General features: G+C 66.9%; 23 protein-coding genes and 1 pseudogene. 18 read left to right on the forward strand and 6 right to left on the reverse strand.

The annotated features are described in order from the left end of the window. Positions 1-51: 51 nt before the first annotated feature. Positions 52-582, forward strand: a complete 531-nt coding sequence (locus KV110_RS18645) for an LppP/LprE family lipoprotein (RefSeq protein WP_218477587.1) — start codon at positions 52-54, stop codon at positions 580-582. Between the two features lie 51 nt (positions 583-633). Here KV110_RS18645 and KV110_RS18650 read toward each other — a convergent pair. The 3 genes and pseudogenes from KV110_RS18650 to KV110_RS18660 all read right to left on the reverse strand — a co-directional run. Then, positions 634-897, reverse strand: a pseudogene (locus KV110_RS18650) (winged helix-turn-helix transcriptional regulator); the annotation flags it as partial. Between the two features lie 251 nt (positions 898-1,148). Then, positions 1,149-1,838: a response regulator transcription factor gene (locus tag KV110_RS18655; RefSeq protein ID WP_218477588.1), complete on the reverse strand. Its 690-nt coding sequence runs from the start codon at positions 1,836-1,838 to the stop codon at positions 1,149-1,151. After that, on the reverse strand, positions 1,820-3,508 hold the full coding sequence (locus tag KV110_RS18660) for an ATP-binding protein (RefSeq protein ID WP_218477591.1): 1,689 nt from the start codon (positions 3,506-3,508) through the stop codon (positions 1,820-1,822). The genes KV110_RS18655 and KV110_RS18660 overlap by 19 nt, the downstream gene beginning before the upstream one ends. 121 nt (positions 3,509-3,629) lie before the next feature. Here KV110_RS18660 and KV110_RS18665 point away from each other — a divergent pair, with 121 nt between their 5' ends. From KV110_RS18665 to KV110_RS18700, 8 genes are all read left to right on the forward strand, one after another. Beyond that, entirely contained in the window at positions 3,630-4,436 is an 807-nt protein-coding gene (locus tag KV110_RS18665; protein ID WP_218477593.1) for an ABC transporter ATP-binding protein, read from the forward strand. Continuing rightward, positions 4,426-5,313, forward strand: coding sequence for an ABC transporter permease (locus KV110_RS18670; RefSeq protein ID WP_218477596.1), 888 nt, complete (start codon positions 4,426-4,428; stop codon positions 5,311-5,313). Before KV110_RS18665 ends, KV110_RS18670 begins: the two co-directional genes overlap by 11 nt. A 2-nt stretch (positions 5,314-5,315) precedes the next feature. Continuing rightward, positions 5,316-6,368 (forward strand): ABC transporter substrate-binding protein, encoded by a 1,053-nt coding sequence (locus tag KV110_RS18675; RefSeq protein ID WP_246634625.1) that lies wholly within the window; start codon positions 5,316-5,318, stop codon positions 6,366-6,368. 76 nt (positions 6,369-6,444) lie between these two features. Then, a complete protein-coding gene (locus KV110_RS18680) occupies positions 6,445-7,590 on the forward strand; it encodes an aromatic ring-hydroxylating oxygenase subunit alpha (protein WP_218477598.1) in 1,146 nt (381 codons plus the stop codon). A gap of 10 nt (positions 7,591-7,600) precedes the next feature. Beyond that, on the forward strand, positions 7,601-8,236 hold the full coding sequence (locus KV110_RS18685; RefSeq protein ID WP_218477600.1) for a TetR/AcrR family transcriptional regulator: 636 nt from the start codon (positions 7,601-7,603) through the stop codon (positions 8,234-8,236). Between the two features lie 114 nt (positions 8,237-8,350). Beyond that, complete coding sequence (locus KV110_RS18690) at positions 8,351-9,295, forward strand: GlxA family transcriptional regulator (RefSeq protein WP_218477602.1); 945 nt, start codon at positions 8,351-8,353, stop codon at positions 9,293-9,295. 75 nt (positions 9,296-9,370) lie between these two features. Then, entirely contained in the window at positions 9,371-10,105 is a 735-nt protein-coding gene (locus KV110_RS18695; protein WP_218477604.1) for an HD domain-containing protein, read from the forward strand. Positions 10,106-10,123: 18 nt separating this feature from the next. Further along, the gene (locus KV110_RS18700) at positions 10,124-11,026 is read left to right on the forward strand and encodes an alpha/beta fold hydrolase (RefSeq protein ID WP_218477605.1); all 903 of its coding nucleotides are present in this window, start codon (positions 10,124-10,126) and stop codon (positions 11,024-11,026) included. A 118-nt stretch (positions 11,027-11,144) separates the two neighbouring features. Here KV110_RS18700 and KV110_RS18705 read toward each other — a convergent pair whose 3' ends face one another. Next, complete coding sequence (locus KV110_RS18705; RefSeq protein ID WP_218477607.1) at positions 11,145-11,906, reverse strand: siderophore-interacting protein; 762 nt, start codon at positions 11,904-11,906, stop codon at positions 11,145-11,147. Between the two features lie 133 nt (positions 11,907-12,039). On the opposite strand from KV110_RS18705, the gene KV110_RS18710 reads away from it, so the two are divergent. Beyond that, the gene (locus tag KV110_RS18710) at positions 12,040-13,110 is read left to right on the forward strand and encodes an NAD-dependent epimerase/dehydratase family protein (RefSeq protein WP_218477608.1); all 1,071 of its coding nucleotides are present in this window, start codon (positions 12,040-12,042) and stop codon (positions 13,108-13,110) included. A gap of 181 nt (positions 13,111-13,291) precedes the next feature. Then, positions 13,292-14,737: an amino acid permease gene (locus tag KV110_RS18715; RefSeq protein WP_218477609.1), complete on the forward strand. Its 1,446-nt coding sequence runs from the start codon at positions 13,292-13,294 to the stop codon at positions 14,735-14,737. A 22-nt stretch (positions 14,738-14,759) separates the two neighbouring features. Here the strand turns inward: KV110_RS18715 and KV110_RS18720 are convergent, their stop codons facing one another. Then, positions 14,760-15,425, reverse strand: coding sequence for a TetR/AcrR family transcriptional regulator (locus KV110_RS18720; protein WP_246634626.1), 666 nt, complete (start codon positions 15,423-15,425; stop codon positions 14,760-14,762). Positions 15,426-15,472: 47 nt separating this feature from the next. Between KV110_RS18720 and KV110_RS18725 the strand changes: the two genes are divergently transcribed. The 6 genes from KV110_RS18725 to KV110_RS18750 all read left to right on the forward strand — a co-directional run bounded on the left by KV110_RS18725 (position 15,473) and on the right by KV110_RS18750 (position 20,320). After that, positions 15,473-16,492, forward strand: a complete 1,020-nt coding sequence (locus KV110_RS18725) for an oxygenase MpaB family protein (RefSeq protein ID WP_218477610.1) — start codon at positions 15,473-15,475, stop codon at positions 16,490-16,492. Between the two features lie 3 nt (positions 16,493-16,495). Continuing rightward, on the forward strand, positions 16,496-17,845 hold the full coding sequence (locus tag KV110_RS18730; protein ID WP_218477611.1) for an oxygenase MpaB family protein: 1,350 nt from the start codon (positions 16,496-16,498) through the stop codon (positions 17,843-17,845). After that, entirely contained in the window at positions 17,842-18,111 is a 270-nt protein-coding gene (locus tag KV110_RS18735) for a 2Fe-2S iron-sulfur cluster-binding protein (protein ID WP_218477612.1), read from the forward strand. Before KV110_RS18730 ends, KV110_RS18735 begins: the two co-directional genes overlap by 4 nt. Before the next feature lie 96 nt (positions 18,112-18,207). Continuing rightward, the gene (locus tag KV110_RS18740; RefSeq protein ID WP_218477613.1) at positions 18,208-18,417 is read left to right on the forward strand and encodes a hypothetical protein; all 210 of its coding nucleotides are present in this window, start codon (positions 18,208-18,210) and stop codon (positions 18,415-18,417) included. Next, complete coding sequence (locus KV110_RS18745; protein ID WP_218477614.1) at positions 18,414-19,172, forward strand: hypothetical protein; 759 nt, start codon at positions 18,414-18,416, stop codon at positions 19,170-19,172. The genes KV110_RS18740 and KV110_RS18745 overlap by 4 nt, the downstream gene beginning before the upstream one ends. A 161-nt stretch (positions 19,173-19,333) precedes the next feature. Beyond that, on the forward strand, positions 19,334-20,320 hold the full coding sequence (locus KV110_RS18750) for an endonuclease/exonuclease/phosphatase family protein (RefSeq protein WP_218477615.1): 987 nt from the start codon (positions 19,334-19,336) through the stop codon (positions 20,318-20,320). 8 nt (positions 20,321-20,328) lie between these two features. Here the strand turns inward: KV110_RS18750 and KV110_RS18755 are convergent, their stop codons facing one another. Then, positions 20,329-21,741, reverse strand: coding sequence for an MDR family MFS transporter (locus KV110_RS18755; protein ID WP_218477616.1), 1,413 nt, complete (start codon positions 21,739-21,741; stop codon positions 20,329-20,331). Between the two features lie 665 nt (positions 21,742-22,406). Between KV110_RS18755 and KV110_RS18760 the strand changes: the two genes are divergently transcribed. After that, entirely contained in the window at positions 22,407-23,243 is an 837-nt protein-coding gene (locus KV110_RS18760; protein WP_218477617.1) for a CPBP family glutamic-type intramembrane protease, read from the forward strand. The last annotated feature ends 10 nt before the right edge of the window (positions 23,244-23,253 follow it).

Genomic DNA, 23,253 nt, shown 5'->3' on the forward strand with positions numbered 1-23,253 from the left:
GCGCTGGATCGAATCTGTCGGCAGACCTGAAAAGGATCTTTCGTGGCGCGGATGGCTCGACCTGTGCTCGTTGTGCTCGCCGGAATCGCGCTAGCGGCCGCCGGGTGTGCCTCCGACGGCGATGGCGGATCGGCGACCCACGCCCGCGACGCCGCTTCGACGACGTCGAGCGTGCCCGCTCGATGCGGCGTCGATCTTTCGGCTCCGGTGATCCAGTCCGCCATCGCGACGCTGCCCAACGAACCGGTCACGCACGCCCCGTGGTCCACCGACCCGCGCGGGTTCGAAGGCAATTTCGATCCGTGTGCCACCTTGTCGACCGCGATCATCACGGTCCAGGGGGCGACCGGCAGCTCGCCGAACCACGCCTTGCTGTTTCACAAAGGCGCCTACATCGGCACCGCGACACCCGAAGCGCACGGGTTCACCTCGCTGGATGTCGACAGCACCACCGACGACACGGTCGGCCTGGCCTACAAGACGCCGGGCAGCTGCAACGCCTGCCCGGACGGTACCGTCACGCGCGTCCAATTCCATTGGGCGGGACAGAAAGTGCAGATGATCGGCACACCGCCGAAGTAGCGAGCGTCGGTCACGTCGTCCTGCTGAGGGTTCCGGGCCATCGGTCCAGCGCTGTACCCAGACCTGTAGCGGCGCAAGTGTCGCGACGAGGTCGAGGCCGTCGGCGGTGAGCTGGTAGCCATCCGGTTCCGCGGCGGCGACCCGTGCGTCGCGCAGTTCCCGCAGTCGATCGTTGAGCACGCTGGCCGAGACGCCGCCACACAGCGCCTGCAACTCGCGGAATGTCACCGCGCGTCCGTCACGCAACTCCCACAGCACCCGCAGCGCCCACCGTCTGCCCAGCAAATCCAGCAGCACCATGATGATGAAATCCATGACACCGCAAGCGTTTCCGACGATCGCTGGTCGGCGCTGCGCGACCGCTATGCCGATGATCAGATCCTCGAACTGATCACTATCGCGGGCTGGTACCGCCTGCTCAGCACAGTGATCAACATCGCGGGCGTGGAACACGAGCCTTGGGCGCGACGCTTCCCGGCGCAGACGCACTCCTGACGCGATCGGCGCAGGGTCGCCAGGCCGCGTCCGCGACCTACTTCGCGGTCTACCGACCGTGAAACAGCGGCTCAACGCTCCGGTTTCGCCTCACCAACAGCCGCCGAATACTCCTGCTCGGGGCGTCCGGTGCTGCCGTAGCGCAGGCGCATGCGGAGGGTGCCGGTGCCGACGAGGTTGGCCAGATAACGCTGGGCGGTGGCGCGGGAGATGCCGATGGCGGTGGCCACCTCGCCTGCGGAGAGCGGACTACCTGCTTCGAGGATCGAATGCAGGACAAGGTCTTTGGTAGGGGAGGCCACGGTGGCCGGGCCGCTGGCGGCGGTGTTCGTCGGCCGGAGTGCTTGGAGGGCGGCGTCGACGCGGGCATTGTCCACCTGGGGTGTGGCGAGGATGCGGCGGTAGCGGGCGTAGGCGGCCAGGCGTGCGGCGAGCTCGGTGTGCGGGAAGGGCTTGACGAGGAAGGCGAGGGCGCCGGCGGCGAGGGCGGCGCGTACCGCGCTGCCGTCCGTGGAGGCGGTCAGAACCATGGCGTCGCAGCGTAATTCGCGGACGAAGTCGATGCCGGAGCCGTCGGGGAGATAGACGTCGACGAGGGCGAGGTCGACCGGGCCGGCGGCCAGCACCTCGCGAGCGGCGGTCAAGGTGTTGGCGGTGCCCGCGACGGTGAAACCCGCAATGGAGTCGACGATTCCGGCATGCAGGTTGGCGACACGGAAGTCGTCGTCGACGACGAGAACGCTTAGATCGGTTGCGGCCATGACACCTTGCTGTCTACGAGCACTCCGGGTATTCGGGCAAAGAATTCAGCACCGCTCAGCGGTGGGGTCTCGCCGCGTGGGCTGGCCAGCCGGACCTCGCCACCGTGCGCGCGAGCGATCTGCCGGATCAAGGCCAGTCCGACACCGCGCCCGCCGGGTACGTCACGGCTGTCGCGGGTGGACGTGCCTTCGGTGAACAAGACTTCGATCAGCTCCGGCGCGACACCGTCACCACTGTCCGCCACGGTGATGTGCAGCGTCGAATCCTCCTGAACCAGTTCGACTTCCACCTGCTTCACCGGATTGTCGGAGGCGCGGACGGCCTCGATCGCATTGTCGAGCAGATTGCCCAGCACGGTCGTCACATCTACGGGATCGGCGAGGCTGCCGTCCACCCAGGTGTTCGGGCCGAGGACCAACTCGACGCCGCCCTCGCGCGCATGTGCCGCCTTCGCCGCGAGGAACGCCTGCAGGTAGGCGTCGTGGATGGCGTCGATACCGGGCGCGGCGGGACCGAGCGGGCCCGCCCCGATCATCTCGTCGATCGAGCGCGCGGCCTCCTCGGTGCGCCCACCGTGCAGCAGGCCGCTGATCAGGTGCATCTTGTTGGAGAATTCGTGCCGCTGCGCGCGCAGCACCGTGCTCATCGATTGCACCGCATCGAGTTGCCGGGTCAAGGCCTCCACATCGGTGCGGTCGCGCACGGTGAGCACCGCGCCGAGATCGCGGCCGTCCCGCTGCACGGGCCGCGCCGCGACGACGACAATGTGCGAACCCACCGTGGCCGACGCGGGTTGCTCGTCGAGACCACGGAACACCTCGAGCACCCTTGGCGTCAGCCCGATCTCGTCCACCGGCTGCCCGATGCCCGCGCCGATGCCGAGCAGCCTGCGCGCCTCGTCGTTGACAAAGGTTGTCCGCCAAGAAGAATCGACCGCGAGCACACCGCGACCGATGCCGTGCAACACCGCTGCCTGGCCGCGCACGAGCTCGGCGAGCTCCGCGGGCTCGAGCCCGAGTGTCAGCCCGCGCCACCGCCGGGCCAGCAGCATTGATCCGGCGATTCCGACGAGCAGCGCGGCGCCGACCAGCAGGCCTGCGGTCCGCAGGTCATCGAGCAGCTGATCGCGTACCGCGCCGGTGTCGATGCCGACGCTGACGGCGCCCACGATTCGATCCGAATCAGGGTCGAGCACAGGCACTTTCGCGCGCACCGAAGCGCCGAGCGTGCCGTGCTCCTCGGCGATCACCTCGCGACCGGCCAGCGCGCCCGCGGGATCGGTGCTCACATGCTCGGTGAGTCGTGCCGCGTCCGGATGCGCCAGCCGGATCCCGGAATCGTCGGTGATCACCACGAACAACGCACCGGTCCGCCGCGTCGTGTCGACGGCGATCCGTTCCAGCGGTCCCGTGGCAAGCTGTTCACGCACTCCCGGGTCGGCACTGATCGCGCCGGGCGCGTACCGGCTCACCTCGCCGCGCACCGCCGGATCGACCGCGACCGTACGGGCGATCGCCAATGCTCGCTGCCCGTATCCGTCGCGCAGGCGTTGATCGCTGAGGTAGCCGAATACCGCGAAGGCGACGCCGAGGGTCAGGGTGACCACCACGATCTGCAATAGCAGAACTTGAGTCCTCAACCGCACGGCCGGCGCGCCCTCAGTGGCCATTGGCGCAGCATAGACCACCCCCAGCGCGTGAGCAGAATGCGCAGAACCAGCGAATCGAGACTTTGCACGGCTTGTGCGCACAAGCTCCGCGGTGTGACCGGGGACACGTACTTTCCCAGACATGAACAACCCACTCATCGAGCTGCGGAGCGCAACGAAGCGTTTCCCCGGCACCGGGGGCGGCATCCACACCGCCGTCAAGAATCTCGACCTTGCGGTTCGTCCCGGCGAATTCGTCTCCGTGGTCGGCCCGACCGGCTGTGGCAAGTCGACCACCCTGTCCCTGGTGTCCGGGCTCGAGCCCGCCTCGGCGGGCCGAACGCTGGTGCGCGGCAAGGACGTCGCAGGCATCCCGGACGGCATCGGCTACATGTTCCAGCAGGACGCCGTGCTGCCGTGGAAGAGCGTGCTGGACAACGTCGCGCTCGGCCCACGCCTGCGCGGCGAGTCGAAATCCGAAGCGCGGGCGAAGGCTTCGATCTGGGTGCACAAGGTCGGCCTGGCCGGGTTCGAGACCTACTACCCGCATCAGCTGTCCGGCGGCATGCGCAAGCGGGTCGCGCTGGCGCAGACACTGGTCAACGATCCCGAAATCCTGTTGATGGACGAACCGTTCAGCGCACTCGACGTGCAGACCCGCCAGCTCATGCAGGACGAACTGCTGCGCGTGTGGGCGGGCACCGGCGCCGCGGTCATCTTCGTCACGCACGACCTGGAAGAAGCGATCGTGCTGGCCGACCGGGTAGTCGTGATGACGGCGAGCCCGGCGACGGTGTGCGGCAACTTCCCCGTCGCGTTGGAGCGGCCACGCAATGTCGAAGAAGTGCGGCTGACCACCGAGTTCCGCGATATCTACAAAGAGATCTGGGAAACGCTGCGCGACGAGGTCGAGGCGGCTCGAGCCAAGGGAACCGCCCGTGTCGCATGACGTCCTCGAAAAGAGTCCCGCCGCAACGCCGGTGCCGGAGAGCGAGTCCGAGGCGCAGATCCTCGCCCGAGTACGCACCAACGCCCGACGCGCCCGCACCCGCACCTGGGGGCTGCGCATCGCCCTGCTGGCACTGTGGCTCGGTTCCTGGGAGCTCACCGCCACGCTGTGGATCGATCCGTTCTTCTACTCGAAGCCATCGCTGATCTGGCAGCGGCTGATCGAATGGTTTTCCGAGGGAACGCAATTCGGTTCGATCTGGCTGCAGATCTACACCACCGTGCAGGAAGCGGTGCTCGGCTTCGTAATCGGCGCCGTCGCCGGTGTGGTACTCGGTGTGCTGTTGGGGCGCAGCCGGTACTGGGCCGATGTGCTCGCGCCGTTCATCAAGGCGCTCAACGCGGTTCCGCGCATCGTGCTCGCGGCGCTGTTCATCATCTGGTTCGGTCTCGGGCTCAGCTCGAAGGTCGCGACGGTGGTGGTGCTGGTGTTCTTCGCGGTGTTCTTCAACGCGTTCACCGGTGCGCGCGAAGTGGACGGCAACGTCATCAATAACGCGCGCATCCTCGGCGCAGGCAAGCGGCAGGTGCTCACCGCGATCGTGCTGCCGAGCGCGACCACCTGGATCCTGTCCAGCCTGCACACCGCCTTCGGCTTCGCCCTGATCGGAGCCGTGGTCGGTGAATACGCCGGTGCGAGCAAGGGTTTGGGCCTACTGATCAGCAACGCACAGGGCACCTTCGATTCGGCGGGCATCTACGCGGGCATGATCATCATCACGGTGATCGCCCTGCTGGCCGAATGGCTGATCGGGTACGCGGAAAGCCGGTTGCTGAAATGGCGTCCGTCGCAGGCGACCTCGAGCCACGGGATCTGAGCATGAGATTTCGCAAGCATGTGACGATCGTCGTCGTTGCCGTCGCGGCGCTGCTGCTGGCCACCGGATGCCGGGATTCCCGGCACATTCCGATCGTGAACGGGCGTCCGCAGATCACCATCATGGTCGGTGGACTGGAGAAGGTCATCTACTTGCCCGCGATGCTCACCAAGCAGCTCGGCTACTTCGACAGCAACGATGTCGACGTGAAGCTGCTCGGCGAGCAGTCCGGTGCCAATGCCGAGACCGCGCTGCTCACCGGCGACGTGCAGGGTGTGGTCGGTTTCTACGACCACACCATCGACCTGCAGGCCAAGGATCAGTGCATTCGCTCGGTGGTGCAGCTGGCGGACGTGCCGGGCGAGGTCGAGCTGGTGTCCAAGCAGGACGCGGCGACGATCACTTCCACCGCGGGGCTGCGCGGCAAGAACCTCGGCGTCACCTCGTTCGGCTCGTCGACCGACTTCCTCACCCAGGCCCTCACCGGGCAGCAAGGCATGACCACGGCGGACTACACCCGGGTGAAAGCCGGTGCGGGACAGACCTTTATCGCGGGTATGAATCACAACGGCATCGACGCGGGGATGACCACCGACCCGACCGTCGCGCAGATGGTCAACTCCGGTGAGGCCGAGATTCTGGTCGATATGCGTACCGAGGCGGGCACCCGGGCCGCGCTGGGCGGGCTGTACCCGGCGTCGTCGCTGTACATGAGCTGCGCCACCATCGACGCCCACCCGGATACCGTGCGCAAACTCGCGGCGGCATTCGTGCAGACGTTGCAGTGGATCAAGACGCACACGCCGGAGGAGATCGCGGCGAAGATGCCTTCGCAGTACGCCAGTGGCGGGAAGGACCTCTATATCCAGTCCATCCGCGATTCGATCGGCATGTTCAACGGCGACGGCCTGATGAAACCCGAAGGCGCCCAGAACGTCCTGGACATCCTCGGCAAGTACTCGACGAACGTGCGGCCGGTCCGCGACCGCATCGACCTGTCCAAGACCTACACGACCCAGTTCGTGGAGGAAGCGTTGCGCGCGCCCAGGCAATAGCCTTGACGGACGGTTATCAGTTGATAACCTAGATCCCAGGTTATCGGACGATAACCTGGGATCAGGGAGGTTCACTATGTCCGTCCTCGCCACACCACGGCTCGGCGAGGTGCTCGCCGACCTGCGCGGCTACCTCGATGACGAGCCACCCGCGCTCAGCCTGCCGCCGACCGCCTACACCTCGCCGGAACTGTGGGAACTGGAGCGGGAACGGATCTTCGGCCGGAGCTGGCTGCTCGTCGCGCACGTCGATCAGCTCGCGGAAACCGGCGACTACGTTGCGGTGTCCGTCGCCGGGGAGTCGGTGGTCGTCACGCGCGCGGGTAACGGTGCGCTGCATGCCATGTCGCCGATCTGCCGACACCGGTTGATGCCCCTCGTCGAACCGGGCGCGGGCCGCACCGACTCGTTCACCTGTCAGTACCACCTGTGGAAGTACGGCCTCGACGGACGGTTACGTGGGGCCCCGTACATGGCCGGTAACACCGAGTTCGAGAAGAAGGAATGCAGGCTCCCGCAATTCGCGCTGGCGGAATGGAACGGGTTCGTCTGGATCAACCTCGACGCGAACGCCGAGCCGATCGGCGACCATCTCGAGCTGACCGCGCACCACTTCGCCAATTATCGGCTGAGTGAGATGGTGCAGGTCGACTCGTGGCGGCTGGAATGGCGGGCGAACTGGAAGCTCGTGATGGAAAACGGCCACGAGAACTATCACGTCATCGGGCTGCACCGGGAGACGCTGGAACCGTACATGCCCGGTGGCGGCGACCTCCACGTCGAGCAGTACTCGCCGTGGGTGTTGCACGCCAGGATCCCGTTCGCCGTGCCGGTGCGGCCGGAGGTGTTGGCGCTCAACGAGATCCAGCGCGCCAACGGCATGCTGCTGCTGGCCTTCCCGGCGAGTGCCTTCATCGCGGTCGGCGATCAGGTCGTCTGGTTCAGCTTCCTGCCGACGGCGATCGACCGGGTCGAGGTCGTCGGCGGCGCGCTCACCCTCCCGGAACTGGCCACCGGCTCCGCGGCGGTGCAGCGGACCCAGCAGGCGGTCACGGCGATGATCAACGACGAGGACCGGCTCGGGCTGGAAGCGGTGCAGCGCGGCGCCGCCTCGCGATTCGCCCAACGCGGTCACCTCAGCCCGAAGGAACAACCCGGTGTCCTCGCCTTTTATCGGAACCTGGCGCACGCCCTGCTCCGTGCCGAACCGACCGGCCGTTAGCCTGGACCGCATGCCCGCGGACACCACCCGATCGAGCCCGGCGGCCGAACGCATCTTGCGCACCGCCGCCGAGCTCATCGCAGTACGCGGCTACTCGGCCACCTCCACCCGCGATATCGCAGCGGCCGTCGGTGTCCGGCAACCCGCGATCTACAAGCACTTCTCCGCCAAGGACGACATCCTCGCCGCGCTGGTCCGACTGGGCCTGCAACGACCGCTCGCCCTCGCCGACGAACTCGCGAGGCACCCCGCGCCCGCCGTAGTCAAACTGCACCGCTGGCTACGCGAATCCCTCGAACACCTCCATGACTCGCCGTACGTCCTCGCGTCCATCCTCACCACGCCTGAACTGCAGCGCGAGCGGTTCGCGGCCGAACTCGGGCTCGTCGAGCAACTAGATCGCACCGTCATCGCCATGGTCGAGGCGGGCCAGCGGGAAGGCGATGTGCGGGCGATGAATCCGGTCTCCGGGGCCCGTCTGATCCAAGCGCTCTTCGACGCGCTCGCGCTACCGGAAATCGCGGTGAGCCCGGCGGAGATCGTCGAGTTCGCCTTGACGGGCCTGCTCACGGATCCTGGTCGGCTGCCCGAGGTGCGGCGAGCTGCCGACGATCTGGTCCTGACCGACCGTGAATCGACGGCCTGATTCGGCGCCAGGCAGCCCAACCCCCGCGCTCACCGCCCGATACGGCGGGCGGATGGCTGGATTTGTGGGATACGTGTCCTTGTGGACATTTCGCCGCTGCCCGAGACTGGGGGCATGGAGTCGAGTGGTGACGTGGTGGTCGCGGTGTCCGAGGGTGTGTTGCTGCTCGACGTTGCCGGGCCCGCTCAGGTGTTCCACTGGGCCGGGTATCGGGTGCGGTTCGCCTCGCCGGACGGCAGCGACGTGTGCACCGACGTAGGTGTGCCGCTCGGGGTTTCGGGGGCAGTCGGTGATCTGACGGGAGCAGCCGACACCCTGCTCGTCCCGGGATACGCACCGGAATATCCGATTCCGGCCGACCTCGTCGCCTCGGTGCGGGCGGCCGCGCCTGGTGCACGGCGGGTGGCCTCGGTGTGCACCGGGGCGTTGGTGCTGGCCGAAGCCGGACTGCTGGACGGGCGCCGCGCGACCACGCACTGGCTGGCCTGTGATCTACTGGCGCAACAGTTTCCGGAGGTGGACGTCGATCCCGATGCGATCTGTGTGCGGGACGGGTCGGTCATCACCTCGGCGGGTGTCACGGCGGGCATCGATTTGGCGCTCGCCCTGGTGGAAGAGGATCACGGCGTCGAGCTGGCTCGCTCGCTGGCCAAACATCTCGTCGTGTTCCTCCGCCGCCCCGGCGGCCAATCGCAGTTCAGCGTGCGGGCCAGTATCGGCATGCCACGCAGCAGCGGCCTGCGCAAAGTCGTCGATTCCGTGGTCGAGGACTTGGCGGCCGACCACAGCCTGGCCGCGATGGCGACCCGCGCCGCGCTCAGCGAGCGGCACTTGAGCAGGTTGTTCCGGCAGGAAACCGGGATGACACCGGCGCAGTACGTCAAACAGGTCCGGGTGCAGGCCGCCCAGGCCCTGCTCGAGACGAGCGACGAATTGATGGCCGCCATCGCCAGGCACAGCGGCTTCGGCTCCGAAGAGACGATGCGCCGCACCTTCGTCGAGGTGCTCGGCACCACCCCGAGTGACTATCGCGGGCGATTCCGCGCCTCCGCACTCTGACGCCAGACGACGGAAACCCTCGCTCGATCGCGAACCTCGCGATCGAGATCACCCTGTTCACCAAGGAGTTCAGTCATGTCGTTATCTCGCCGTGCCGTGATCGGTGCCGGAATCGCCGGAACCGCTGCCGCGCTGTCGCGGACATCCGCGGCGGCCCAGCCGTTTTCGCTGCCGCTGCCGTCGACGCCATTGGCGGACAAGGCAACCGAGCTGATGGACCGCTCGCTGTCACCCGCCCTGCGTAACCACAGTGTGCGCGGATACTTGTTCGGCCGCGCGGTCGCCGAGCGGCACGGGTTGCGGCCGGGTGCCGACTACGACGAGGAGACCATGTACCTGATTTGCGTGCTGCACGACCTCGGCCTCGCCGAAAACGCGGGCGGTGACCAGCGATTCGAGGTAGACGGGGCCGACGACGCGGTGCGGTTTCTCGAGGACAACGGCGTCACCGACGCGCGGGCCGACACCATCTGGGACGCGATCGCCGCGCACACCACCGGCTTCACCGATTCACCGGTCTATCGTCGGCGCAGGCCCGCGGAGGCCTGGATCGCCGTCGAGGGCATCGGCATCGATGTCGCGGGCGGGCCGACGGACCTGCCGGCCGGTTACGCCGACGCGGTGCATGCCGGCTATCCCCGCCTCGGCGGCAGTCGGGTACTCACCGACACCATCGAAGCCCAGGGACTGGCGAACCCGAGGAAAGCGCCCCCGACGAGCCTGGCCGGGGAAATCATCCGGGCCAGGCACCCCGAGGTGACGCCGCTGACCTGGGACGACATCCTCGCCTCCGGCGGCTGGCGCGACTGATCGGCTACCGTCGAGCAGGTGACGGGCCGTGCGCGAAATGGTGAGCGTCGAAGCGGTGCCGCGGTCGCCGCGCCGTTCGCGCTGCCCCCGCGGCGGGCGGTCGCGCTGCCCGACGGCTCGATCGCCGACGTTCGGTTCGCTCCCGGTGCGAATCCTGTTCTGCTGCTGCATGGTTGGGCGCTGACGGCCGACGTGAACTTCGGCCACCTGATGCCATCGGTGGCCGACGGCTATGGCCTCGTCGCGATGGACATGCGGGGCCACGGCCGTGGACTGCCGCTGGGCTCGCGGGAGCGATTCGATATCGCACAGTGCGCCGACGACGCGGCCGCGGTGCTGGCTGCCCTCGGCATCGAGCGGGTGGTGGTGTGCGGGTATTCGCTCGGCGGTCCGGTCGGGCTGGAATTCGCTCGGCGGCACCGGGATCGGGTGCGCGGACTGGTTTTCGAGGCGACCGCGATGGCGTTCGACAGTCGGGTGGACGTCTTCGGCCGGGTGTTGTTCCGCGGTCTGCGGCCGTTCGCACAGCACGGCCGGGGGATCGGCCGGTCGTGGCCGCTGTCCTACTTTCGTAAGGCGCGGGCCAAGAGTCCGGAGGTCGCGCGGCTGTGGCCGTGGCTGCGGGCCGAACTCGGCCGGTGCCATCCTCGGGTGATCGTCGACGTCATCCTCGCCGAGTACGCCTTCGACTTCCGGCCGCACGCGGCCACGCTCGCCGGACTGCCAACGGCGGTCGTGGTCACGGCACGCGACGGTGCGGTGCCGCCCCGCGATCAGCGCGAATTGGCCAGGTTGCTCGATGCGACGGTGCTCGAAATCGATGCCGCACACGACGTATTCCTCACGGACCCAACGGCATACGTCGTCGCGACCCGCGCCGCGATCGACCACGTGCTCGGTGAGCCATCGGGACGGGCCTAGGCGTACCTCCGCATTCGCTCCGGCCGCGCCCGGTCCTGCGCACCTCCACCCGGCCGAGCGCAGACCGCTGATCGCCCGAAACGGGGCACCCGAGTCGGGCGCCCCGTCCGGTCAACGCTCAGCTGGCGGCCGCGGCCGACTCCTGCTTATTGAGCTCGGCCTTCCACTCCCGGAAGCCTTCCTCCGTCCGGCCGCGACGCCAGTAGCCGGAAATGGACGACGCCCATTCCGCACTCACGCCGCGTTCCCGGCGCACATAGCGGCGCAGGTCGTGCATGACGGCCTTGGCCTCGCCGTGGATGAAGACCTGGACCTGCCCGTCCCGCCAGGGGGCGTTGCGGACGCTCGCCGCGAGAACTTCTCCCGGCGGCTGGGTGCCGCGGTGCAGCCAGGTCAGCTCGATGCCTTCGGGCTTGTGCAGCGGCAGCTCGTCGTCCGGCCCGGCGACCTCGATGAACGCGTAGCCGACGGCTGTCGAATCCATCGCCTCCAGCGCGGCCGCGATGGCGGGCAGCGCGGCCTCGTCACCGGCCAGCAGGTGCCAGTCGGCGTCCGCGCGGGGTGCGTAGGCACCGCCGGGGCCGTACAGGTCGATGGTCTCGCCGGGCTGGACCGCCGCCGCCCACGGTCCCGCGATGCCCTCCGAGCCGTGGTAGACGAAATCCGCCGCGATTCGGCCGGCTTCCGCATCGACCGAGCGAACGGTGTAGGTGCGCAGCACCTCGATCCCGTCGCGCTCGAAGATGAACTTGACGTAGGAATCGGTGAATCCATCGGTCTTGAACGTGGCGAAGCCGGGGCCACCGAGGTGGACCCGAATCAGATGCGGGCTTAGCCACTCGGTGTGCTGCACCGTGAGGGTGGTGCGGGGTCGGGCCATAGGTAATCCTCCCACGAATTGTTATTAGGGTTACCTTACCGACCCTACCCCCGGTTGTGACAGCAGAGTGGTGTGGTCGGCCTGTGCCCGGGTATGTCGCGACAGAACAGAATATGAGCTGAGGAGCCGGGCCATGCGCGTTGTCGTAACTGGTGCCACCGGAAATGTCGGAACCAGTGTGCTCGCCGCGCTGGCCGCAGAGCCCGCGGTGACCTCCATCGTCGGGCTGGCGCGCAGGCTGCCCGCTCGCCAGGTGGACAAGACCGAGTGGGTCGACGCCGACGTTCGCTACGACGACTTGGTGACGCACTTTCGCGGCGCGGACGTGGTGGTCCATCTCGCGTGGCTGTTCCAGCCGACGCATCGGCCACTGGTGACGTGGCGGGCCAACGTGATCGGTTCGGCGCGAGTGCTGCGCGCGGTCGCCGACGCGAAAGTGCCCGCGCTGGTGTACGCGTCGTCCCTCGGCGCCTACTCGCCGAAGCAGGACGACCATCCGGTCGACGAGACCTGGCCGACCGATGGGTGGCCGCCCGCCGGATACATGCGGGAGAAGGCGTACGTCGAACGGCTACTGGACCTCTTCGTCACGGAGCATCCACACTGCCGAGCGGTTCGGTTGCGTCCGGCGTTCATCTTCCAGCGCGCGGCGGCCAGCGAACAGCGACGCCTGTTCGCCGGCCCGCTGCTGCCGAACTGGTTGCTCCGGCCCGGCCTGATTCCAGTGGTTCCGGCCATGCCGGGACTCTGTTTCCAGGCATTGCACGCAGCCGACGCCGCGGACGCGTTCCGGCGAGCCGTGATCGGCGACGCCGAGGGGGCGTTCAATCTCGCCGCCGACCCGGTCATCGACGCCCACCGGTTGGCCGAGTTGCTGCACGCGCGCACGATCCGCGTGCCGACCCGGCTGGCCAGGGCGGCACTGGCGACCGCGTGGCATCTGCGCTTGGCGCCCGCCGACCCGAACCTCTTCGACGGGTTGCTCCGGATGCCGATCATGGGCACCACGCGAGCCCGCACCGAGCTCGGCTGGACCCCTCGCATCAGCGCCACGGATGCCATCCGCGAAGCGCTCGACGGCATGCGTGAGGGCGCGGGCGCGGACACGCCACCGCTGGCCCCGGATGCGGGCGGACCCTTCCGCGTCCGTGAATTCGCCTCCGGGGTAGGAGGTTTCGATCCGGTGGACCGCTGGGGTCGATGATCCGAACGGCAGGCGGCGATTTGTTGTCCGATCAGCGCGAAGAGGTGGACGCGCGCCGGTACCGGTAGCGTGACGTGCTGACCGATTCCCAGACATGCGATGATCCCATGTCATGTGTCCCGGGTCACCGACCGACGACCCCGGATGTCGCGTCACTGCCGTAAGAGAGAAGGACCGCACTATGACAGCCGCCGACCGTGATCTATCGGACGCCGGAACGCTCGAACCGACCGGCACCGGCGACTCAGAGGGCTACGCGCGGGGTCTGAGCCCGCGGACCATTCAGATGATCGCCATCGGCGGCGCGATCGGCACCGGCCTGTTCTACGGTGCGGGCGGCGCGATCGAGCAGGCCGGGCCCGCCCTGATCCTGGCCTACCTAGCAGCAGGTCTGGCCATCTTCGTGATCATGCGGGCGCTGGGGGAGTTGCTCACCTACCGCCCGGTCTCGGGCAGCTTCGCCGAATACGCGCACGAATTCCTCGGCCGCTACGCGGGTTTCGTGACCGGATGGTCGTACTGGGCGGTGTGGGTGGCGACCTGCATGGCCGAGATCACCGTGGCGGGCAAGTACGTGCAGTACTGGTTCGACATCGCACCGTGGATCACGGCGCTGGTGGTGCTCGCGCTGATGTTCGCGGCGAACCTGATCTCGGTGCGACTGTTCGGTGAGGGCGAGTTCTGGTTCTCCGCCATCAAGGTCACCGCGATCATCGGCATGATCCTGCTGGGCCTCGGCGTGCTGATCATCGGATTCGGGCACGCCGCCAACCCGACCGTGACCAATCTGTGGGCCGACGGCGGTGTGTTCCCGAACGGGTTCGGCCAGTCGCTGCTGGTGCTGCAGATCGTGCTGTTCGCGTACGTGGGTGTGGAGCTGGTGGGTATCACCGCCGGGGAGGCGCGCGAACCGCGTAAGACGCTGCGCAAGGCGATCAATACGCTGCCGTTCCGGATCGGCCTGTTCTACATCGGCGCGCTGCTGGTGATCATGTCGGTGTCCAGCTGGCGCAACTTCCACGCGGGCAAGAGCCCGTTCGTCGAGGTGTTCCAGCAGATCGGCATCCCCGGCGCGGCGGGCATCATCAACTTCGTGCTGCTGACCGCGGCACTGTCGTCGTGCAACTCGGGCATCTACTCGACCGGCCGCATGCTGCGCACCCTGTCGCTGCACGGCGAGGCACCGGCCGCGCTGAACAAGCTGAGCTCGCGCCAGGTGCCCTACGTCGGCATCAGCGCGTCAGCGGCCGCGATGGTGATCGGCGTGATCGTCAACATCATCTCGCCGGACAAGGCCTTCGCGTACATCACCTCGGTGAGCACCATCGGCATCATCTTCGTCTGGGGCATGATCCTGGTCTGCCATTTGCTCTACCGCGCCAAGGTCGCCCGCGGCGAGCTCCCCGCGGCCGACTACCGCCTGCCCGCCGCGCCGTACACGACGGTCCTCGCCTTGGCGTTCCTCGCGCTGGTGGTCGTCCTGCTCTTCTTCACCGAAAGCGGCCGCACCGCTATCGTCGTCGGCGTTGTGTGGGCAGTGTTGGTGTCGCTCGGCTACCTCGGGCTCACCCGCCTCGGGAAGAGCGGCGATGCCACCGGGCCGGTGCGTGAATCGTCTGCGAGGTAGGTCCTTCGACGAGTCGCCGCGACTACTCGCGTTCGGCTCGTGATCGTCGCCGTGTCGGGGTCCTCGCAGGTAGAGGCCCCGGCGCGGGACGGAAGAAGTTCAGGATCAGCCGGGTGATGTCAGCGAGAAAGCGCTCGCGGGACACGGCGGGCTGGTCGAGGATATAGCGGATGGCCAGGTGCTCGACCGCGCGCACCAGCATCCAGGAGGCCGCGTCGAAGTCGACATCGTCGGGCAACGAGTCCTGGTGCATGGTCAGCGCGACGCGAGCCATCTCGCCGATCTGCTGCTCGAAGGCGAAGACCGCGTTGTCGCCGCTGAGCCGCGGCGTCTGCTCGATGACGGCGCGCAGCAGTGCCGGATGGCTGCCCAACGCGTCGAGCAGCGCGGAAATTGTTGCCGGAACGGCGGTTTCGGGCGGCTGGTGCAGCTGGGCGAGCACGCTGCTGTGCACCCGGGACGCGACCTCGCTGTTGTAGCGTTCGATCACCGCGGTGACGATGGCGTCCTTGCCCGGAAAGTATTGGTACAGGGAGCCGGGACTGATACCGGCTGCCACGGCGATCCGGTTGGTGGACGCGCCGTCGTAGCCGTGTTCGATGAGCACCGCCTGCCCGGCGTCCACGATGCGCTGGACCATGGCGCGAGAGCGCTGCTGCTGCGGCGTTTTCCGCGTCTTCGGCGGCATCAGAAGACGAATTGAACGCGAGTATTTATTCGTGTCAGCATCAATTCATGGTTGCACACAATGACGTGCTGCACGAGAGCCACCGTGCACCCGTGCCGCTCGGGCCGGACTCGTTGACCTGGCAGATCTTCGGCTCGCTGTACTTCGCCCCGAGCGGGCTGTTCCTCGGAATGGTCCAGAACATGCATCCCGGTCTCGGCGCGGGCGTCGAGTACCACTCGGAGATCCAGGACGAGTTCTACCAACGGGTGCTGCGGTCGGCGTATCCGATCGTCGGCGTGGTCTTCGACGGACCGCGAGCCGAGCAGACCGCACGCGAGATCGTGAACTACCACCGCACGATCAAAGGTACCGACGCCGAGGGACGCCGGTATCACGCACTCGACCCCGGCACCTTCTATTGGGCGCACGCGGTGTTCTTCGTGCAGACCCTGCGCGTGGGCGAGCTGTTCATGGGCGGGCTTTCGCCCGCCGAACGCGAGCAGCTGTGGCGCGAGCAGTACCAGTGGTACGAGATGTACGGGATGAGCATGCGGGTGGTCCCGAAGAGCTGGGCGGAGTTCCAGGACTACTGGAACGACATGTGCGAGAACGTCTTGGAGCCGACCCGGGCCGCATGGGACGTGTATCGGCTGGCCGAGAACGCGCCGGTACCGCCGTTCCCGGTGCTGGATCTGCTGCCGAAACCACTGTGGGAGAAGATGGTTCGGCCGTTCGGGGCCAGGTTCTATCAGTTCGTCACCATCGGCCTGTGCGACCCGTCGATTCGGCGCACGATGGGCTTCACCTGGACCGCACGCGACCAGTTCTGGTTCGACCGATGGTGTGCGCTGTTCACGGCGCTGAACCGGGTAACGCCGGACGAGATCCGCTACTTCTTCCCCCGTATCCGGGCAGGCCGCCGCCGCGCCCGCGGCCTGCGGCCCGCGACCATGTCACCACCGGAAGCACCCGAATTGCTGTGGCCGACAGTCGAGCGCCGCGACGACCCCAAACACTATTGCCCGGTGCACGCCGACCACGGCTCCACCGCCGCCACGAAATTCCGGCAACTGACAGGATTTTGACCGATGCTGGACGTGAACACCACCACTGCCGCGCACCCCTTCGACTACTACTACCGGCCCGGCATGCCACTGCGACCGGCACCGCCGCGCGCGGTCGCCACCGAGTTATGGTTCGAGCCAAGGCAATCGATCCTTTCGCCATGGATCGATGTCCGGCCGGTCCCGGCCGAAACGCCGCGTACCCGACTGATGGCCGACCACATGTGGCAGGGCGACGAGCCGATGGACCAACTCGTCGCCGCGTTCCGGCGCATCGGCACCGCCGAGGGCAGGCGCCTGCTCGACCAGGCGCTAGACCACGGCATCGACTCGCTGGACGACCCGTCACCGGAACTGGTGTCGCTGTTCGTCACCCTCGACAACCCACCCGACTGGTACGACCCCGACCTGTGGGAGTACGGCCGCAAGCTGTGGATCAATGTGTCGACCTCCGGGAAACTCGCGATGGGCGTGCAGGACTTCATGGGCACCTTCGTCGGCGCGGAGGTCGCGTCCGCGACCGGCGCCACCGGCCGATTCGTCAACGATCCCTATCGGCGAAACCTGGAGACCGCCACCTGGTTCCGCAATGTGACGGTGCGCGGCGGCATGGACCGCTGGTCGCCGGTCTTCAAAGACACTGTGCGGGTGCGTCTCATGCACGCTCAAGTCCGTGCCGGACTGCGCCGTGCCTGGGGCGCCGAGCATTTCGCCACTCACGGCAACCCCATCTCGAACAGCACGATGATGGGCGCCGCCGTCACCTTCGGCCTGTCACCCATGTGTTTCGATCACGCGCATGGCCGCAAATGCACTGAGCGGCAACTGAATGCAGTGATGCACTACTGGGGCTATATCGCCTACGTCTTCGGTGTCGCGGACGAACTGATCCCGCGTACGGCCGTCGAAGGCATGGAGATGTCGGACTACATGGTCGCGACCGCCGGTGTCGCGCCGGAGTGGACGGCGAACATGGCAGGCGCGGCAACCCACCGGCTCGCGGGCGGCACGAGCCTGGTCGATCGGCTGAAAGTCCAAGCGACAGCGCCACTGCTGGGCCTGCTCGCCTATTTCAGCAGCGAACAACTCGTGCGGGAGCTGCTCGCCAGCACGCCACTACGCAATGTTCCGGTGCAGCCGTGGGCGACACTCACCGGCGTGGCGGCATCCCTCGACGTCCGGCTGCGGGCACTCGATGATGCGCTGCCCGGCGCCCGCGGGCGGATGGCGCGGCGGGCCGCCACCGACGACCCGGTCTGGCGGCGGAACACCAAGGTCGCCAAGCTGCTCGCGGCTCGCGTCGGCATCTACGGGACTCCCTACGACCAGCACGACGACTCCGCCATCGGCCTCGCCCGCTGTCCGGTTCGATGACCCGCCGGGCGGGCGGAGCACCGCCGCCTTTGGTGGTCGAATTGCGCAGGTCGGGCCGCACGGTGCTCGTGCCGTCGGCGCTCACCGTGTTGGAAGCGTTGGAAGGCGAGGGCGTTGCCATCGACTCGATGTGCCGAGCGGGTATCTGTGGAACCTGTGAAACGGTCGCTTTGGGCGCTGAGCCAGGGGTGGTTACCTATCCGCGAGCCATTCGGCTGTGCACCGTTGGCCCAGGTGTCCTCACCCGTCTGGTCCTCGACCTCTGAACCCTCCTTCACCCCAGCAACCGGGACACAACCGAGCAATCGACGGCGTATCGCCCCAGCCATGTCCCGCTCAGCAAAATAGGTAGCGTTGGGGAGGTGACCAAAAGGACGTTGGACGAGTTGGTGGCGGGGGAGTTGCCTGCCGGGATTGCCGGGCTGGCGCCTGAGACCAAGGCCGAACTCGCCACGGTGGTGGTGGAGGCCAGGCGCAAGCAGGCGAAGGATCTCGAAGACGCCGCGTATTCGTTGCTGGATTTCGTGCCTCGCTTCCTGCGCGGTGCGGTGAAGAAGGCGGCCGGGCTGTGACCGACGCGCCCGCTCGGGCCCAGCTGATCAAGTTGGCTCGCACGCTCGGCGTCCCGGTCGAGCAACTGGCCTACCTCGCCGGTGTCCCCGCCGCGGACCTCAGGGAGTTCCGATTCCAGGTCGCCGATCTGCTGTTCGAGAGCCAATCCGGCGGATTGCGCAAAGTGGCGGCCGCGGCCAAGGTGATCCCGAGTCAGGTCATTGCGAAACTGGTGGGGCGCAACCGGAATGCGCTGCTCGCGGCGCGCATGGCTGGGGTGCTCGAGCCGTCGCACGCGGTGGACGTCGCCAAGCGTCTGCCGGTCGACTTCCTGGCCGAGGTCGCCCCGCTGCTCGATGCCCGTCGCTCCGCCTATCTCATCGCCGGACTGCCTACCGACACCATCGTCGCCGTAGGCAAACTACTTGCCCAGCAAGAGGATTGGATCACGCTCGGTGATTTGATGGCCGCCGTCTCCGACGACGCGGTCCGCGGCGCACAGGCGGCCCTCGACGGAACCGCACTGCTGCGCGCCGCTTTCCTGGTCGACGATGCCGAGCACCTGGAACGAATGGTGGCCCTGGTCTCGGCAGCCAAGCTGGTCGAAATGCTTCGAGCGGCAGCCGAACACGATCTGTGGACCGAATACCGCAGCACCCTCGGCGGCCTGTCGGACGCCTCGCTGGAGGTGGTGCGCACCGCGGTAGACCAACTCCCGCCCGAACACCGCGACCGCGCACTCGCCGAAATCGCCGACCGCCGCCCCGCCTCTTAGCAACCGGGCGACGTCCGGGTCTCCGGCAGCGCGCCCCGATGACGCGCCGCCGTGCGTAGTGAGCGCCGGGAATTCAGGTAGTCGAGTACATGCGCCGCAACTGCTCGGCAGGACGACAATGGAGATGTTCGAGTCGTCGGGGCCTATGAGGGATGTGTGAAATGGTCACCCTGCGTATCGCGACGTTCAACCTGGAAAATTTCGATGAGACGCCCGCTCCCGGACCGCACGAGCCGACCCTGGCGGACCGCATCGCGGTGATGCGACCACAGATCGACCGCCTCCGCGCTGACATCCTGTGCCTGCAGGAGGTGAACGGACAGGAGCAGCCCGGACAACCACGCGCACTCTTGGCGTTGGGCGACCTGCTGCAAGGCACCGCACTGGCCGGCTGGGACGTCGTGTCGACGGAGAAGGCCAACGGTGAGGTGTTCGATGAACGCAACCTCGCGGTGGTCACCTCCTTGCCGATCATCGCGCATGCCCAACTGCTCAACGATCTGGTCGCGGCGCCGATGTATCAGATACTGACCGCGAATCCACCTGCGGCGCAACCGCAATCGATCGGCATGGAGCGACCGATCCTGCATGTGGAACTCGAGCTGCTCGGTTCGCCGCTGCACGTGATCGTCGTCCATCTGAAGTCGAAGCTGCCCACCGATATCACCGGTCAGAAGCTCGATCGCTTCACCTGGCGTGATGCGGGCGCGGCCGCCGAAGGTTCGTTCCTGTCCGCGATGAAGCGGATGAGTCAGGCGGTGGAGGTCAGGCGGCTGGTCGATCAGATCCTCGATCGGGATCCCGCCGCGCGCATCGTGGTGGCGGGCGATTTCAACTCCACCTTCGACGAAGTGCCGCTGGTCGCGATCCGCGGCGACGTCGAGGACACCGGCAACGGCGCACTGGCCGGGCGCGTGCTGGTGCCGGTGGAGAACACGGTCCCCGAATCCGCTCGCTACACGCTGTTCCACCACGGCAAAGGGCACATGCTCGACCATCTCCTGGTCACCCGTAATCTGCTCGCCAACTATCGCGGTACGGAGATCCACAACGAGCTGCTGCACGACGAGTCCGTCGACTTCGGGACGGACAAGAAGTATCCCGAGTCCGATCACGCACCGGTCGTCGCGACGTTCGAATTCGCCTGATCCGCGGGCTAGGCGACGACGGTCTTCCGACCTGGCATGCATGCCGAGGCGAGCACCATCACGCCCGCCATCACCGCCACCGCGATGAAGACCAGGTGCACAGCGGACGACAGCGTCGATGGCGCCGGGTGATCGGTGTCGCCGACCCGCGAGTTCACGATCGCGCCGAAGACGGCGACGCCGACCGCGCTGCCGATGGACCGGGCGAACATGTTCGCCGAGGTCACCACACCGCGTTCGGTCCATTCCGCACTGGTCTGCGCCGCGATCAGGGTTGGCGTCGCGACCAGGCCCATGCCGATGCCGATCGCGAAACACGACGCGGCGACCTGCCACAGCGTCGAGTCCTCGGTGATCAGCAGGGTGGTCGCGGCACCGACGGTCGCCAGCCCGCTGCCGATCAGCGCGGTCGCCCGGAACCCGATGCGCAGGTACACCTTTCCGGCCTGGGAGGCGGCGATCGGCCAGCCGAGGGTGAGCGCGCCGACGGTGAGTCCGGCGACGAGCGCGCCGGTGCCGAGCACGCCCTGGGTGAAAGTCGGGACGTACGAAGTCAATCCGAGCAGGATGGCGCCGATGAGCACCGAGACCAGGCTGCTCGCGATGACCACGCGGCGGGTGAACACCCACAGCGGCAGAATAGGATTCGCCGCCCGCCGCTCCACCAAACCGAACAGCACCAGCAGCGCCGCACCGCCCACGAAGATGCCGATGCTCGCGGGCGAGCTCCACGCCCATGCTTGCCCGCCCTCGAGCAAGCCGAGGATCAGCGCACCCGCGCCGACGGTCAACAGGGCGGCGCCGAGATAGTCCACCCGCTGCTTGTGCCGCGGCGCGCTCTCGGCGAAACTGCGCAGCAGCATCCACCCGGCCAGCGCGGACAGCGGCAGGTTGATCAGGAAGATCCACCGCCAGCTGAGGTAATCAGCGAACACGCCGCCCAGCAGCGGCCCCGCCACCGAGGACATCGCCCACACGCTCGCCAGATAGCCCTGCACCTTGGCCCGCTCGGTCAGCGTGTAGAGGTCGCTCGCGATCGTCATCGTCATCGGCTGAATCGCCCCGGCGCCGATGCCCTGCACCGCGCGGAAGATGATCAGCCCGAGCATGCTGGTCGCCAGGCCGCACAGCAGTGACCCGAGGGCGAACACCGCGATCCCGAACAGGATCACCGGCTTACGCCCGACCGTGTCGGCGAGCTTGCCGTACACGGGGACGGTGACCGCCTGCGCCAGCAGATAGATCGAGAACAGCCAGGGGAACTGGGCGAATCCGCCGAGACTGCTGGTGATGGTGAGCACCGCGGTGGCGATGATGGTGGAATCCAATGCCACCAGTCCGGTCGCCAGCATCAGCGACCCGAGGATGGCGCCACGCTCCGATCGAAGGCCGATGGACGCTGCCGCAGTCTCGGTCGCCACGTGCGCGGCCCCTTTCGTTCGTTCGACTAACCACCATCAACGAACGTATCCCTGCGACAGCTATTCCCGCATGGAATTTTCCCGGCGCTCGACTGCCGATTAGGTCATCACACGGGCGTCCGGGGGCCGCCGATCGGCCGGAGTCGGCACCGAGCGCTCGGTCTCCGTCGCGTGGGGCGCTGTTGGGCGGCGGTACATAGGAAGTTGGACAGATGCACACTTGCGGCAAACATTCAGCAATCAAATTGACGTGACGCGGCGTTCCACTGAACTGTGCGGAAAGTTTCCGGCAGTTGAATGCCATGCGGTGAATGGTTAACGACGTTTGTCCGACTTACCGAAATCGGACGAAAAAACAGCCCGAATGGGACTTTCCACCCCCGCTGCATACGGAGGTATTTACTCCGTATATACCCGGTGTCCCAGCTCACAGGCGCTTCCAGGTGGAAGCTGTAGACAGTTCTCTCAGTACGGTTGTACTGTCTGCCGATGTGTTCAGGACGGCTTCGTAGGTAGGTGATGTCAGAGCTCGGGCAGTAGCGCGAATTGACTGATGTTTTCCCAGCCTCGGAGTGAGTAGTTGTCCTAGCGTGAGGGCGCGGACGACCCCAATCAATTCATAGGTAACAAGACCGACCCGACCGGACAGTGAACGGGGCCTCCCGATGGAAATCTTCTGCATAATTCTGCTTGTTTATCTAGTCTTCGCGGAGCCATTCTTCGAGATATTCTCGGTCCGCGTCTTCACGCGGGAATTCGGGGAGCGAACCGATGCGCGCGTCCGCCTGTATCAGGGTGGCGTCTTCCGGACCTGGGCTACCTTGGCCGTCATCCTCGTCGCGTTCGCCGTCAGCGGCACCTCGGTGCACGAGCTCGGGCTGACGCACTTCGACTTCTCGATCTTCCGTGGGTTCTCGCTCGCCGAGAAGATCATCAGCCTGGCCATCGTCACCGTCTACGTGTCGTATCTGCTTGGTCCCGTGCTGATTCCGCTGGTCGGCGGTCGCGCGGGCCGGGACTGGATCGCGCGCAAGATCGAGTACGTCGTCTTCATCACGCCGGAAACCTCCATCGAGCGGTTCTGGTGGCTCGCGAACTCGTTCAGCACGCCTGCCGAGGAGATCGTCTACCGCGGCTTCACCATCTACGCGGTCGCGCTGCTGTGGCCGGACCTGCCGTTCTGGATCCTGATCATCGTTGCCGGTGGCGTCATCGATGGGCTGCGGCACGGATTCCGGCCGGCCGTCTCGGCCCAGGTGATATTCGGCGGCGTGGCACTCGCGCTGGCCTACAAATTGACCGGTGCGATCTGGCCGACCATCGCGGTCAAGCTATTCCACGACCTGCGCGTTCTGGCGTTCCCGCTGGCCCAGGCTCGGCGCAATCTGGCCGAACGCGGATTGTCCGAGATTCCCGGGAAAACATTGACCGACCAAGAAGTCCCCGCCGTCGCGGACAAATCTGGTAATTCAGTCGAGCCCCGTACTTCTGTTTCTACGTAGTAGGGATAGT

Origin of the sequence: Nocardia iowensis (assembly GCF_019222765.1) — a bacterium.
In the GTDB taxonomy this organism is placed as follows: Bacteria; Actinomycetota; Actinomycetes; order Mycobacteriales; family Mycobacteriaceae; genus Nocardia; species Nocardia iowensis.

Bases quoted from the DNA above. Each gene is read 5' to 3' on its own strand.
- KV110_RS18660 (WP_218477591.1), bottom strand. From the start codon at position 3,508: ATGGCCACTGAGGGCGCGCCGGCCGTGCGGTTGAGGACTCAAGTTCTG.
- KV110_RS18750 (WP_218477615.1), top strand. From the start codon at position 19,334: ATGGTCACCCTGCGTATCGCGACGTTCAACCTGGAAAATTTCGATGAG.
- KV110_RS18710 (WP_218477608.1), top strand. From the start codon at position 12,040: ATGCGCGTTGTCGTAACTGGTGCCACCGGAAATGTCGGAACCAGTGTG.
- KV110_RS18720 (WP_246634626.1), bottom strand. From the start codon at position 15,425: ATGCCGCCGAAGACGCGGAAAACGCCGCAGCAGCAGCGCTCTCGCGCC.
- KV110_RS18695 (WP_218477604.1), top strand. From the start codon at position 9,371: ATGTCGTTATCTCGCCGTGCCGTGATCGGTGCCGGAATCGCCGGAACC.
- KV110_RS18730 (WP_218477611.1), top strand. From the start codon at position 16,496: ATGCTGGACGTGAACACCACCACTGCCGCGCACCCCTTCGACTACTAC.
- KV110_RS18655 (WP_218477588.1), bottom strand. From the start codon at position 1,838: ATGGCCGCAACCGATCTAAGCGTTCTCGTCGTCGACGACGACTTCCGT.
- KV110_RS18735 (WP_218477612.1), top strand. From the start codon at position 17,842: ATGACCCGCCGGGCGGGCGGAGCACCGCCGCCTTTGGTGGTCGAATTG.
- KV110_RS18725 (WP_218477610.1), top strand. From the start codon at position 15,473: ATGGTTGCACACAATGACGTGCTGCACGAGAGCCACCGTGCACCCGTG.
- KV110_RS18645 (WP_218477587.1), top strand. From the start codon at position 52: ATGGCTCGACCTGTGCTCGTTGTGCTCGCCGGAATCGCGCTAGCGGCC.
- KV110_RS18760 (WP_218477617.1), top strand. From the start codon at position 22,407: ATGGAAATCTTCTGCATAATTCTGCTTGTTTATCTAGTCTTCGCGGAG.
- KV110_RS18690 (WP_218477602.1), top strand. From the start codon at position 8,351: ATGGAGTCGAGTGGTGACGTGGTGGTCGCGGTGTCCGAGGGTGTGTTG.
- KV110_RS18675 (WP_246634625.1), top strand. From the start codon at position 5,316: ATGAGATTTCGCAAGCATGTGACGATCGTCGTCGTTGCCGTCGCGGCG.
- KV110_RS18715 (WP_218477609.1), top strand. From the start codon at position 13,292: ATGACAGCCGCCGACCGTGATCTATCGGACGCCGGAACGCTCGAACCG.
- KV110_RS18685 (WP_218477600.1), top strand. From the start codon at position 7,601: ATGCCCGCGGACACCACCCGATCGAGCCCGGCGGCCGAACGCATCTTG.
- KV110_RS18680 (WP_218477598.1), top strand. From the start codon at position 6,445: ATGTCCGTCCTCGCCACACCACGGCTCGGCGAGGTGCTCGCCGACCTG.
- KV110_RS18665 (WP_218477593.1), top strand. From the start codon at position 3,630: ATGAACAACCCACTCATCGAGCTGCGGAGCGCAACGAAGCGTTTCCCC.
- KV110_RS18705 (WP_218477607.1), bottom strand. From the start codon at position 11,906: ATGGCCCGACCCCGCACCACCCTCACGGTGCAGCACACCGAGTGGCTA.